This window comes from Conexibacter arvalis, from assembly GCF_014199525.1.
GTDB classification, from domain to species: Bacteria; Actinomycetota; Thermoleophilia; order Solirubrobacterales; family Solirubrobacteraceae; genus Conexibacter; species Conexibacter arvalis.
Map to the genome: position 1 here is coordinate 474,038 of NZ_JACHNU010000002.1, position 12,515 is coordinate 486,552.

Genomic DNA, 12,515 nt, shown 5'->3' on the forward strand with positions numbered 1-12,515 from the left:
TCCGCCCGCCGACCGTGCGGGCGCCCACACCTCTCGCGGGCGCTCAACCGCCGCTCCTGCCGCGCGGCGTCGGGGCGCCGGCGCGCAGCGTGCGCATGCCGGGATGGACGCCGGCCGGCACGCCCTGCTCCTCGGCGACGCGGCGCAGCAGCTCGGCGAGCGTCCGGCGCTCGTCGTCGTCGAGCGCCGCCGTGACCGTGCGCTCGTGCTCGGCGCCGATCGCGCGGACCCGCTGGTCCATCTCCTCCCCGGCCGCGGTCAGGCGGAGGGCGAAGACGCGGCGGTCGGTCGGCGAGCGGTCGCGGCGGATCAGCTCGCGTCTCTCCAGCTCGTCGATCAGCGCGACGAGGCGGTTGGGCGCGATCCCGATCTTGCGCGCCAGCGCCTGCTGGCTCTGGCCCGGCTCCTCGCCGACCAGCCGCAGGATCCCGGCATGCGGCGGGACCAGGCCGAGCGGCGCGACCGCCTCGGCGAAGCGGTGCGAGACGTGGAAGCCGAGCTTCGACATCAGGAACGTCACGCCGTGCATCGCGTCGGGGGCTGGCGGGCACATGAGAAGGCCAGGGTATCAATCTGTTCACGGTCAGAATCGTTACTTGCAAGAATCATTCCCGAGTGGAACGATTCTCCGCCAGACCGATCTGAGGAGACTCGATGTCAGGCCCCGACGCAGCTCCAACCGCCCCGCCGCCCGATGCCGAACCGCTGCCCCGCCACGTCTTGGTGGTGGCCGGCGTCGTCGTGCTCGGCGCCTTCATGACCATCCTCGACACGACGATCGTCAACGTCGCGATCAACGACCTCGGACGCGATTTCGACGTCTCGCTCTCGACGATCCAATGGGTCTCGACCGCCTACCTGCTGGCGCTCGCGACCGTGATCCCGCTCACCGGCTGGGCGGCCGACCGCTTCGGCACGAAGCGGCTGTGGATGTCGTCGGTCGCGCTGTTCGTGCTCGGCTCGGCGCTCTGCGGGCTGGCGTGGGACGCCCACTCGCTGATTGCCTTCCGCGTGCTGCAGGGGATCGGCGGCGGGATGGTGATGCCGGCCGGCATGACCGTGCTCGCCCAGACGGCCGGACCGGCCCGCGTCGGCCGCGTCATGTCGGTGGTCGGCGTGCCGATGCTGCTCGGGCCGATCCTCGGCCCGGTGCTCGGCGGCTGGCTGGTCGACGACGTCTCGTGGCGGTGGATCTTCTACGTCAACGTCCCGATCGGGATGGTCGCGCTGCCGCTCGCATGGCGGATCCTCGAGGCCGACGTGCCGAGACCGCACATGCGGCTCGACGTGCTCGGCGTGCTGCTGCTCTCCCCCGGCCTCGCGCTGTTCGTCTACGGCCTCGCCGAGACCTCCGCCAGCGGCGGGCTCGGCGCCTTGAGAGCGTGGCTGCCGATGACGGCGGGGATCGCGCTCGTCGTCCTGTTCGTCCTCCACGCGCTGCGCAGCGACCACCCGCTGCTCGACCTGCGGCTGTTCAAGCAGCGCGCCTTCGCCGCGGCCGCCGGCGTCACCTTCCTGTTCGGCACGGCGATGTTCGGCGCGATGCTGCTGTTCCCGCTCTACTACCAGGTGGTGCGCGGCGAGTCGGCGCTCGACGCCGGACTGCTGATGGCGCCGCAGGGGCTCGGCGCGGCGATGATGATGCCGATCTCCGGACGGATCGTCGACAGAGGCGCCGCCGGCAGGGTCGTCCTCTGCGGCCTGCCGCTCGTCGCGCTCGGCTACTTCTCCTACACGCAGCTCGGCGCCGACACCTCCTACGTCCTGCTCGCGCTGTCGCTGTGGGTCGCCGGCCTCGGCGTCGGCGCCACGATGATGCCGGCGATGGCGGCGGCCTACCAGACGCTCTCGCACGCGGCCGTCCCGCGCGCGACGACGACGCTGAACATCATCGTCCGCGTCGGCGGCTCGATCGGCACGGCGCTGTTCGCGGTCGTCCTCCAGCACCAGATCAGAGGAGCGCTGCCGGCGGCCGGAACGGGCGCGGCGGGCGGCGAGTCGGGCCTCGGCGCGCTCAGCGCGATCCCCGACGCCGTGCGCGACCGGCTCACCCCGGCGCTTTCCGACGCCTTCGCCCACACCTTCTGGTGGCCGGTCGCCTTCCTGCTCGTCGCCCTGATCCCGGCGCTCCTGCTCCCCCGCCGCCGCCCGGCGGCCCCGGTGCCCAGTGGCGCCGGTCCCGGCGAGCCGGTCGGCGCGGCAGGCGTTCCGGCCGGCGGGGACGGCGCACGTCCGCCGGCGAGCGGCCCCGGCGTCCCCGCCCCCGGCGGCTCGACGGCCGGCGCGGGTCGGCGCTGAGCGAGCCGGCCGCGGCGCGCCGGGCGGGGCCGAGCCGACCGCGGCACGCGGGCGGGGCCTAGCAGGCCGCGGCACGCCGGGCGGGGCCGAGCCGACCGCGGCACGCGGGCGGGGCCTAGCAGGCCGCGGCACGCCGGGCGGGGCCGAGCCGGCCGCGGCACGCCGGGCGGGGCCGAGCCGGCCGCGGCACGCCGGGCGGGCATCGCCGCCGGCGGGAGTCGCGTCGTCCGCGCCGACGGCACCGCCTCAGCCGCTCCCGCTGAGCCCCGGCGCGATCCGCGCCCCACACGCGCGCCGCGCCCCGGCACGCTTGCCCGCATGCCCACCCACACCACCCCACCCCGCACGGACCTTTGTCATCCAACTGTTGGTGAGCAACAGCTCGATGACAAAGGTCGCTCGGCGGACGCGGTCGTCACACAGTTAGCTGGGAGGCAGCACGGGGTGGTCAGCCGGCAGCAGCTCGAGCAGGCAGGGCTGTCGGCGCAACAGGTCCGTACACGGATGGGCGACGGCCGGCTCGTGCGGCTGCATCGCGGGGTCTATGCGGTCGGGCACGACCGGCTGCGCGAGGAGGGGCGGTGGCTGGCGGCCGTGATGGCGTGCGGGCCGGGGGCGCTGTTGAGTCACCGCTCGGCGGCCGTGCTGCACGGGCTGCGGCCGGCATGGCGCGGAGCGATCGAGGTGACGACCGGATGGCATCGCGCCGCGAGCGCCGGCGTCTGCGTCCACGCGCGGCGGCGGCTCGCGCCCGCGGACGGCGCCGTCGTGCGCGGCGTGCCGGTGACGACCGTCGAGCGGACGCTCGTCGACCTCGCCGACGTCCTGCGGCCAGAGCAGCTGCGCAGCGCGCTCGTCCGCGCCGAGGAGGCGCGCAGCGCCGATGTGCGCGAGATCGAGCGGGCGCTGGGACGGCTGCGCGGGCGGCCGGGCAGAGGCCACGCCGCACTGCTCGACGCGCTCGCCGAGATGCGCGAGCGCGGCGGCGACCGCACACGCTCGGACCTCGAGGAGCTGTTCCTGTCGCTCGTCGCGCGCGCCGGGCTGCCGCGGCCGCGCACCAACGTCTGGTTCCCGTCGCCGGACGGCGGCGGGGTCGAGGTCGATGCGGTGTGGCGCGACGAGCGGGTCGCGGTCGAGCTCGACAGCTGGCGCCACCATCGCGGCCGCGACGCCTTCGAGCGGGACCGTCGCAAGGCGAACGCGCTGCTGCTCGCCGGCTGGACCGTCCTGCGCTTCGCCGACGCCGACCTCACGCGCCGCGCGGACGAGACGGTCGCGCTGCTCGACGCCGCGCTGCGGCGCGGACCTGTGTCGTCGAGCCGTCGCTGAGCGACGGCTGCATGACAGAGGTCCGAGACGGGACCAGGGCGGCGTGGCTCGGCGGCCGCGCGCGATGGGGCTCGGCCGCCAGCTCAAGGGCCAGCGCGTTGGGGCCTCGGACGCCGGCTCGGCGGCTGCGGGCGGCGGGGCTCAGCCGCCGATCGGTGCTCGGGGGTTCGCTCCCCAGAACAGCTGCGTGCCCATCATGCCGATCAGATGGACGTAGACGAGGTTGAGCACCATCGACTTCGCCGTCGCGGTGCCGACGCCGACCGGCCCGCCGCTGGCGTTGTAGCCGTAGTAGCAGCCGACGATCACCACACCGGTCGCCATGAAGGCGCCCTTGATCAACGAGTACAAGAGGTCGGTCGGGTTCTGGAAGGCCCAGAAGATCAGCTCGTAGCCGCCTGCCGACACCTCGTGGATCTGCACCACCACCGCGAGGTAGGAGGCGATGAAGGCCGCGCCGACGCCGCCGATGTAGACGAACGGCAGCACCATCCAGGAGGCGAGCAGGCGCGTCCCGCAGAGGAAGGTCATCGAGCTGATGCCCATCACCTCGAGCGCGTCGATCTCCTCGGTGATCCGCATCGAGCCGATCTCGGCGACGATGCCGGTGCCGACCTTGGCGGCCATCATGTAGCCGAAGGCGTACGGGACCAGCTCGCGCAGGTCGCACCACGCGGTGAAGACGCCGGCGTAGTTCGGCGTGCCGGTGCCGCGCGTGAAGTACGCGCCCTCGATGCCGCACTGGAGGCCGATGATGAAGACGAGGCCCCAGATCACCAGCGTCGAGGAGAGGATCAGCAGGCCGGCCTGACGCAGCGCCTCGCCGAAGAAGCGGAAGACGCGGCCGCCGTAGACCTCGCCGAAGATCCGCAAAGCGAAGCGAACGATGTCGCCGAAGCTCTCGATCCAACTGCGCGGAACCGCCCACCAGCTCATGCGGCGCCTCCGCCGTTCGCTCTCCTCCACGCCATGCTGGGGCGCGAGTCTAAGGGAGGGGCGCGCAGACCACCAAGTGGGAACCGTCGCGGGCGCTGCGGGCGAGCGCGAAGCGGCGCGGGCGGACGTGGAGCGACGGACGGCCGAGCGGCGCGCGACCGGTGGCGCGCCTACGCACCCTCGGCGGCGAGCAGGCGCGTCAGCTCGGTGCGGGAGCGGACGTCGAGCTTGCGGTAGATCCGCGACAGGTGGCGCTCGATCGTCTTCGGCGAGAGGAAGAGGGCGGCGGCGACCTCGCGGTTGGTCATCCCGTGCGCGACCATCAGCGCGACCTTCAGCTCGTGCGGGCTCAGCTCGTCGCGGCCGGGCGGCGCCTCGCGATCGCGGTGCGCGCCGCCGGCCGCCGCCAGCTCGTCGGCGGCGCGCCGCGCCCACGGCTCGGCCCCCAGCGCCCTGAACGTCTGCAGCGCCCGCTCGAGCGGCTCGCGCGCGTCCATCCGGCGCCGCCGCCGGCGCAGCCGCTCGCCCCACGCCAGCTCGGTCCGCGCCCGCTCGAACGGCGCCCCGTCGCGCGCGTGCCAGGCGAGCGCGGCGCGCGCGTGGTCGTCGACCGCCTCGACCGGCGCCAGCAGCATCCGCCCCCGCTCCAGCGCCGCGTGCGCCCAGGCGCCGCCGGTCCGCTCGGCGTCGGCGGCGAGCTCGGAGAGCTCCTGCTCTGCCTCGGCCGTCGCCCCGATCCGCACGAGCGCCTCGACGAGGTCGCCCGCGAAGCGGACGACGTTCGGCTCGCGCCACTGCAGCAGCCGCGCCCGTTCCCGCGCCTGCCGCAGCGCGGCGGCGGCCGCCTCCGGCCGATCGGCCGCCAGCTCCGCGAGGCCCTCCGCGGCGAGCAGGTGGGTGCCGAGGTTGCGGGCGTGCGCGGCGTCGGTCAGCCGCAGCCCCTCGCGCGCGTGCGCGCGCGCCTGCTCGCTGCGCCCGCGCGCCGCCTCCAGGCGTGCGAGCGTCGAGAGGCAGAAGCCGTGGATCGTCTCCTGGTCGATCTCGCGCGCCAGCCGCACCGCCTCCTCGGCGTCGGCTTCGGCCTCGACCCAGCGGCCCTGGCGCTCGCGCAGCATCGCGCGCACCGTCAGCGGGTATGGCAGCGCGCCGAAGGCGCTGGCGGCGCGATAGCGGTCGATCAGCAGCTCGACGACGCGCTCGGCGCGCGCCGTGTCGTCGAGCCACAGCGACGCGTGCGCGAACAGCCCGACCTGCTCGCCGAGACCGGTCAGGTCGATCCCCGCCAGCCGCGGCTCGATCTCCGCCAGCTCGGGCGCGACCGCCGGCCCCTGCCCGTGGACGACCCGCTGGACGCAGCTCATGATCCACGTCACCAGCTCGGCGACGCCGCCGACGCGCGCCGCCGAGGCTCGCGCGCGCTCCAGCACCGACGTCATCCCCGCGGGATCGCCCGTCATCGTGTAGCTGAACGACGACTCGAGCAGCAGCGCGGCCGCGCTCTCGTGGTCGCCGTCGGCGGCGGCGCGCGCCGCCTCCCCCTCGAGGATCCGCTGGGCCGCGAGCGGCTCGCCGCGCCGCATCGCGAGCTTGCCGCGCAGCCTCGCGACCGCCGGCGCCAGCTCGGGCGCGAGCTGCGGCTCGGCGCCGTCGAGCAGCGTCAGCGCCGTCGTCACGTGGCCGGCGACGGCGTGCTCCTGCGCGGCGTCGAGCGCGCGGCGGGCGCGGGCGGCCGGGTCGGTCGACAGCTCCGCGGCGCGGGCGAAGGCGCGGGCGGCCTCCGCGTGGCCGTGGCGGGCACGCGCGTCGAAGGCGGCCTCCTCCAGCGCCGCCGCGACCGCCTCGTCGGCCCCGGCGGCGGCGTGCGCGAGGTGCCACGCGCGCACGCGCGGGTCGTCGGCGACGGCGCCGAGCGCGGCATGCGCCGTCCGCCGCTCGCTGCTCGCGGCGGCGTGGTAGACGGCCGAGCGCAGCAGCGGATGGCGGAAGGTCAGCTCGCCGCCGCGCTCGGTCACGATCCGCGCCTGCTCGGCGGGGACGAGCACCTCGTCGGCCAGGCCGAGGCGGCGCAGCGCGGCCGTCAGCAGGTCGACCTGGCCGCGGTGGAGCGCCGCCGCGACGAGCAGCGCGGCCCGCGTCGTCTCGGGCAGCTCGGCGACCTGGCGCACGTAGGCGCGCTCGACCGCCGCGCTCGCCGGCAGCGGGTCGGCGAGCGGCGCCTCGCCGGCCCGCTGCGCCGGCGTCAGCGCCGCCGGCAGCTCGATCAGCGCGAGCGGGTTGCCGGCGGTCGCCGCGACGATCGCGCGGGCGACGCCGTCGGGCAGCCGCGGCGCTCCGCGGCGCAGCAGCGTCAGCGCCGCCGGTTCGTCGAGCCCGTCGAGCGGCAGCTCCTCGACGCCGCTGAGGTCGAGCGCCGGCGCGACGCCGTCGCGGGCGGCGAGCAGCACCCCGACGCCGGCGGCGGCGAGCCGGCGGGCGGCGAAGAGGACGGCGTCGCGGGAGGCGTCGTCGAACCAGTGGAGGTCGTCGACGACGGCGAGCAGCGGCCGGCGCTCGGCGGCGCGGGCGAGCAGGCCGAGCAGGGCAGCCGGCACCGCGAGCCGGTCATGCGGCGTCGGCGGCTCGAGCGCGAAGGCGCTGTCGATCGCGTGGCGCTGGGCGTCGGGCAGCCCGGCGCGCAGCGGGAGCAGCGGCGTGGCCAGCTCGAGCAGGCCGGCGTACGGGATCTCGGTGTCGGACTCGTAGCCGCGGGCGCGCAGCACCTGAAGACCCTCGCCGCCGGTCGCGATCGCCGCCTCGACGAGCGCGCTCTTCCCCACGCCAGCCTCGCCGCGGACGACCAGCGCGAAGGACGATCCCTCGTGCAGCGCGCGCAGCGTCCCCGTCAGCTGGGCGATCTCCCTCGTGCGACCGTCGAGCATCGGCGCGAGTGTGCCAGCCGCCCTCGCGGCGCGGGAGGGAGAAAGGTGGAAAGCGCACGGTGCGAACGTCGCAGGCGCGCGCGACGTTCGTCGCAGGCCGCGCGCGCCCGCTCAGACCTGCACGCCGTGGTCGGCGAGCCAGTCGGAGACCGAGGTCGGCGGGTCGCCGCGCCATTCGGCGCGCGCGGCGAGGCGCATGATCGCGTCGGAGTCGGCGTCGAGCTCGTCGCGGCGGCGGGCGAGGTACTGGATCACGGCGCCGGTGACGGCGACGGCGGGGTCGTCGAGCTCGACGTCGGCGCCCTCGATCGCGTCGGCGAGCCGCTCCTCCAAGCCGTCGAGCACGCCGGTGACCGGCTCGTCGGCGTCCTCGAAGCGCTCCTGGATCGCGGCGATCGCGGCGTCCTGGCCGTCGGGATCTGTCACGTCGACGGCGCGGTTGACGACCTCGGCGAGCGTGACGGGCTGTGGTTCGGTCGGCATGTCGTCAGGGGTACCCAGCAGGGCGCGCGCGAAAGCGGCGCTCGCCTGACATGCCGACGCGGGGCGGCGACGGCGCGGCGGGGCTGCCGCGCGGGCCGCGTCAGCCGCCGCCGACGGTGCGGCGGAACATCAGGAAGCAGACGACCGCGACGATCGCGGAGATCACCCACACCGCCGACGGGAACGAGGTCGCGAGCGCGAGCACCAGCCCGACGACGGCGACCAGGCCGAAGGCGCCCGAGGCCATCACGAGCTGGTAGGCCCGCTGCTCTCTCTGGCGACGGGTGGGGCGGTTGGAGGAACGGCGTTGGATGTCGCTCATCGGTCCATCTTCGCACGCGCCGGAAGCGCGCTCAGCGCGGGCCGAGCACCGGCGGCTCGGGCTCGGGCTCCAGCCTCGCGCGGCCGCTCGTGAAGAAGCCGACGACGAGCGCGACCATCCCGGTCAGCGCGAGCGTCGTCGAAGCCAGGCCCCAGCCGCCGGCGACGTCGGAGAACCAGTGGACGCGCAGGTAGATCCGCGACAGCCCGACGGCGACGGCGATCGCGATCCCGGCCGTCAGCACGATCGCGCGCGACGCCAGGCCCGGGAAGGCCCGCCGCAGCGCGATCGCGATCGCGACCCAGAAGACGGCGTAGGCGGCGTGGCCGGAGGGATAGGCGGAGCCGGCCGTCTCGACCAGCGGCTGCAGCGGCCGCGGCCGGTCGGTCGCCGCCTTCGTGATGTGGACGCCGGCGTAGGTGATGACGAGACCGGCGAGCAGCGCCAGCCCCTCCAGCCACTCGCGCCGCCACAACAGCACCGCGGCGACGAGCACGAGCGCGCCACCCGCGACCGGCAGCGCGCCGAGATGGGTGACGACCTTGGCGGCCTCGGTCAGCCACGCGGCATGGAGGTCGGCCGACCAGCGGACGCCGCGCTCGTCGCCCGGGGTCAGCTCGGTGATCGGGTCGAGCACGATCAGGTAGCCGAAGAAGACGAACGAGCCGACCGCGGCGATCGCCAGCAGAGAGGTCAGCTCCAGCCCCAGCTGCCCGGGCGTGAGGCGGTTCCAGAGGAAGCGGGCCGGCCCGACCAGCCGACGGCCGAACGCGCGCACGAAGCGCACGACCGGGCCGATCGCCGGCTTGCCCTCCTGGGCGTCGAGGAAGGCGTCGAGCTGCTCGCGGTTGCGCTCGACCCGCAGCCAGCGGACCGCGACGACGATCGCGACGACGACGGTGATCACGACGCCGAGCGCGAACGTCCCCTGTCTGGCGATCTCCAGGACTCTGTCGATCGATCTCCAGAAGAGGTAGCCGAGCAGGCAGAAGAAGGTGACCATGATCCCGGCGGCGAGCACGTCGTACGGGAGGAAGCGGCGGGTTCTCATGCCCGAGGAGCCGGCGACGAACGGCGAGACGGCGCGCACGAGGCCGACGAAGCGGCCGAGGAAGACGGCCTTGCCGCCGTGCTTGGCGTAGAAGGCCTCGACCTGCTCGATTCTGTGCTCGTCGATCTTCACGCGCGGGCCGTGCTTGACGAGGAAGGCGCGTCCCAGCTTGCGTCCTATGAAGAAGCTCGTGAGGTCGCCGGCGACCGCGGTCACCCACGCGATCGCTATCAGCAGGACGATGTCGATCTGCCCCTGGCCGGCGACGACGCCGCCGACGACGATCGCGGTCTCGCCGGGGACGAGCAGGCCGATCCCGGCGCCGCTCTCCAGGAAGCAGAGCAGCGCGACGAGCAGGTAGGTCCACGTGCCGAGCGCCTCGCCGACGTCGGTCAGGACCTGCTCGAAGTCGGGCATCTCGATCAGCCCGGTGCCGTAGACGGCGGCGCCGATCGCGACGAGGCCGAGCCCGATCATCAGCGGCGGCTCGAGTCTGCGCCGTCTCCACCAGACGAACGCCGCCAGCGCCGCGGCGACGGCGAACCAGATCGGCTTCACGCGCTGCCCCGTCCGCCGTGCATGGGCGACATCCTGACGCACGCGACACCCGCAGGGGGTGCGGTTGGCCGCACGTCGTCAGTCGGGGCGGCCGTGCAATGCCAGCGCCTGGTTCTTCCAGCGCGGGTCGTCGGTCACCTCGCGACCGAGCCAGTCCGGCGTCGTGAAGGCGTTCGCGGCGGCGTCGTCGGGGAACTCGACCTCGGCGACGACCAGCCCCGCCAGCTCCTCCTCGTAGAGGTCGACCTCGAAGACGAGCCCGTCGGCCGCCGGCACGCGGTAGCGGCGCTTGACGATCCGGCGCCCCGCGGTGAGCGGCCACAGCGCCTCGAACCGCTCGCGCCCGATCTCGACCTCCTCCTCGACCCGCCGCCGTCCGCCGCCGGCCTTGACCGTCAGCAGGGCGCGCTCGCCGGCCCGCCGGACCCGCACCTCGACGTCGCCGTCGAGCGCGAGGTAGCCCTGTGCGATCGCCTCGCTCGGATGCTCCTCGACGCCCTGGGGCGGGGCGTCGAGCAGGAACTTGCGCTCGATCTCGGCCGCCACGTCACGCCCCGTCGGCGGACCGCGCGGCGGCGCCGGCCTCGGCGGCCGCCGCGTCGACCCAAGCGCGCACGCGCCGCTCGAACGCCTTCGGCCGCTCGGCGTAGAGGCGCGCCGCGATCCGCCTCGCCTCGTCCTGCAGCTCGCCGCGACGCCGGTCGACCAGCTCCAGCAGCGGCTCCGGGTCGGCGGCGATCGCCGTCGGCAGGCCGTCGCCGCGCTCCAGCCGCGCCCGCAGCACGGCGAGGTCGTGGTCGTCGCCGAGCAGCTCGGAGAGCAGGTGGGCCTCCTCCCCGACCGCGTCGACGACCGGCGGCCAGACCGGCTTCAGCAGCCGGTGGTGGTACCAGAGGTCCTTCACGCGCTTGCGCCACTCGTGCAGCCGCTCAACCGTCGGCTCCTCCTCAGCTCTCGCGCGCTCGCGCGTCCCGCGCGCGTAGGCACGCGAGATCCCGGCGACGGCCGTCTCCCAGCCGGCGCCGTCGAGCGGCCACGCCGCGACGCGCTCCTGCGCGGCGCGCAGCTCCTGCGCGACGGCGGCGACGTCGGGCGCCCGCGCGCCATCGCGGGCGGCGGCGGCCTCGGCGGCCATCAGCGCCCGCAGCGCGGCGAACTCGCTCGCCGGCAGGCGGCCCGCGGCGCGCTCGGCGAGCCGCTCCACGGTCGCGACGAGCACGTCGGCGTCGCGCGTCGAGGAGAGGCGCGCCTGCGCGTCGCGCAGCGCGGCGTTCTCGCGCCGGTAGGCGTCGTCGCCGAGCCGGGCGCGCACGAGCCGCAGCAGCGCGCGCGTCTTCTTCAGGTGCTTGCGCGCCTCGTGGACGGCCGCGGCCGGGTCGTCGCCGGCATCCTCGAGGCGGGCGACGGCGCCGGTCAGCTGCTCGCGAGCGCTGGCGCGGACCGAGTCGGCGAGCGGATCGGAGATGCCGAGCCGATAGGACATCGCATTGCCAGCCTAACCCGGTCGCCTCCACGTCAAGCGCTCCGAACGCGCCAGCGCCACGCCGTGGCGCCCTACGCGCGGCGGCGGGCCCGGCCCGTCGGGTACGGTCGGGCCATGGCCCCCGGACGCACGCCCGACACCGTCCCGCCGCGCGGCGGCAGATTCGACGCCGACGGCGACGCGACCCGGCGCACCCACCTCGCCAACGAGCGCACCTACCTGGCGTGGTGGCGCACCGGCCTGGCGTGCATGGCCGGGAGCCTCGGCGTCGGCAGGATCGTGCCGGCGCTGACGACCGGCAGCGAGCTGCTCGCGGCGATCGCCGGCGTCGCATTCGGGCTGCTCGGCGTCGCCTGCTTCCTCTACGGGGTGGTCCGCTACCGCCAGGTCGAGGAGGCGGTCCGTCGCGGCGAGTACCTTGGTCCCGACGACCGCTTCGTGACGACGCTCGCCGTCGTCGGCATCGCGCTGACCGGCCTCATCATCGCGATCGTCGTGATCGACGCCTGAGCGCCGCGCGCGAGCTCACCCCGGCACGCCGATCGCCCGCCGCATCGCGCGGCGGGCCCGGTCGGGCGCGCTCGCGTCGCCGTGCAGCTGCAGCGCCTGGTTGAGCCCCATCGCGAACGCGTTCCACTCGAACCAGACCTGCGCCGGGTCGCTGTCGGCGGGCAGCTCGCCGGCGGCGACGGCGGCGCGCACGTCGCGCTCGATCACCGCCCGCCACCGCCCCAGCGCCGCCACCACCCCGTCGCGGACGGGTCCCTCGCGGCCGTCGAACTCGGCCGCGGCGGCGGCCAGGAAGCAGCCGCCGGGGAAGACGCCGCTCTCGAGGTGCGCGACCCAGGCGTCGCAGATCGCAAGCAGCCGCTCGCGCCCCGCCGGCCGACTGGCGACCGGCTCCCAGACGGTCCGCGTGAAGATCCCGACCGCCTCCTCCAGCGCCGCGAGCTGCAGCCGCTCCTTGGAGCCGAAGTGGCCGATCACGCCGGCCTTGCTCATCGACAGGTCGCCGGCGAGGCGGCCGATCGTCAGCCCCTCCAGGCCGTCGGTCGAGGCGACCGCGACGGCGCGCGCGACGATCGCGTCGCGGGTCTCGAGCGCTGCGGCGGCCGACTTGCGCGGGCTCATGCC

At 75.4% G+C, this 12,515-nt stretch carries 12 protein-coding genes; 3 read left to right on the top strand and 9 right to left on the bottom strand.

Features of this window, described 5'->3' with window-relative positions; genetic code table 11:
• Positions 1 to 43: 43 nt before the first annotated feature.
• Positions 44 to 553 carry a MarR family winged helix-turn-helix transcriptional regulator gene (locus tag BDZ31_RS10820; RefSeq protein WP_183341886.1) on the bottom strand — a complete coding sequence of 170 codons (510 nt, stop codon included), beginning with the start codon at positions 551 to 553 and terminating at the stop codon, positions 44 to 46.
• A 101-nt stretch (positions 554 to 654) separates the two neighbouring features.
• Between BDZ31_RS10820 and BDZ31_RS10825 the strand changes: the two genes are divergently transcribed.
• The gene (locus tag BDZ31_RS10825; protein ID WP_183341888.1) at positions 655 to 2,298 is read left to right on the top strand and encodes a DHA2 family efflux MFS transporter permease subunit; all 1,644 of its coding nucleotides are present in this window, start codon (positions 655 to 657) and stop codon (positions 2,296 to 2,298) included.
• Between the two features lie 318 nt (positions 2,299 to 2,616).
• Positions 2,617 to 3,630: a type IV toxin-antitoxin system AbiEi family antitoxin domain-containing protein gene (locus tag BDZ31_RS10830; protein ID WP_246344899.1), complete on the top strand. Its 1,014-nt coding sequence runs from the start codon at positions 2,617 to 2,619 to the stop codon at positions 3,628 to 3,630.
• Between the two features lie 141 nt (positions 3,631 to 3,771).
• Here BDZ31_RS10830 and BDZ31_RS10835 read toward each other — a convergent pair whose 3' ends face one another.
• The 7 genes from BDZ31_RS10835 to BDZ31_RS10865 form a co-directional block, all read right to left on the bottom strand.
• Positions 3,772 to 4,566, bottom strand: a complete 795-nt coding sequence (locus tag BDZ31_RS10835) for an ABC transporter permease (RefSeq protein WP_183341892.1) — start codon at positions 4,564 to 4,566, stop codon at positions 3,772 to 3,774.
• A 170-nt stretch (positions 4,567 to 4,736) separates the two neighbouring features.
• Positions 4,737 to 7,484 carry a helix-turn-helix transcriptional regulator gene (locus tag BDZ31_RS10840; protein ID WP_183341894.1) on the bottom strand — a complete coding sequence of 916 codons (2,748 nt, stop codon included), beginning with the start codon at positions 7,482 to 7,484 and terminating at the stop codon, positions 4,737 to 4,739.
• A 111-nt stretch (positions 7,485 to 7,595) separates the two neighbouring features.
• Positions 7,596 to 7,967 (bottom strand): hypothetical protein, encoded by a 372-nt coding sequence (locus BDZ31_RS10845; RefSeq protein ID WP_183341896.1) that lies wholly within the window; start codon positions 7,965 to 7,967, stop codon positions 7,596 to 7,598.
• A gap of 100 nt (positions 7,968 to 8,067) precedes the next feature.
• Positions 8,068 to 8,289 carry a hypothetical protein gene (locus BDZ31_RS10850; protein ID WP_183341898.1) on the bottom strand — a complete coding sequence of 74 codons (222 nt, stop codon included), beginning with the start codon at positions 8,287 to 8,289 and terminating at the stop codon, positions 8,068 to 8,070.
• Between the two features lie 31 nt (positions 8,290 to 8,320).
• The gene (locus BDZ31_RS10855; RefSeq protein ID WP_183341900.1) at positions 8,321 to 9,898 is read right to left on the bottom strand and encodes a VTT domain-containing protein; all 1,578 of its coding nucleotides are present in this window, start codon (positions 9,896 to 9,898) and stop codon (positions 8,321 to 8,323) included.
• Positions 9,899 to 9,976: 78 nt separating this feature from the next.
• Positions 9,977 to 10,444, bottom strand: a complete 468-nt coding sequence (locus BDZ31_RS10860; RefSeq protein ID WP_183341902.1) for a CYTH domain-containing protein — start codon at positions 10,442 to 10,444, stop codon at positions 9,977 to 9,979.
• Between the two features lies 1 nt (position 10,445).
• Entirely contained in the window at positions 10,446 to 11,381 is a 936-nt protein-coding gene (locus tag BDZ31_RS10865) for a CHAD domain-containing protein (protein ID WP_183341904.1), read from the bottom strand.
• 114 nt (positions 11,382 to 11,495) lie between these two features.
• Between BDZ31_RS10865 and BDZ31_RS10870 the strand changes: the two genes are divergently transcribed.
• Positions 11,496 to 11,891, top strand: coding sequence for a YidH family protein (locus tag BDZ31_RS10870; RefSeq protein ID WP_183341906.1), 396 nt, complete (start codon positions 11,496 to 11,498; stop codon positions 11,889 to 11,891).
• A 15-nt stretch (positions 11,892 to 11,906) separates the two neighbouring features.
• Here the strand turns inward: BDZ31_RS10870 and BDZ31_RS10875 are convergent, their stop codons facing one another.
• The gene (locus tag BDZ31_RS10875) at positions 11,907 to 12,512 is read right to left on the bottom strand and encodes a TetR/AcrR family transcriptional regulator (protein WP_183341908.1); all 606 of its coding nucleotides are present in this window, start codon (positions 12,510 to 12,512) and stop codon (positions 11,907 to 11,909) included.
• Positions 12,513 to 12,515 lie beyond the last annotated feature (3 nt).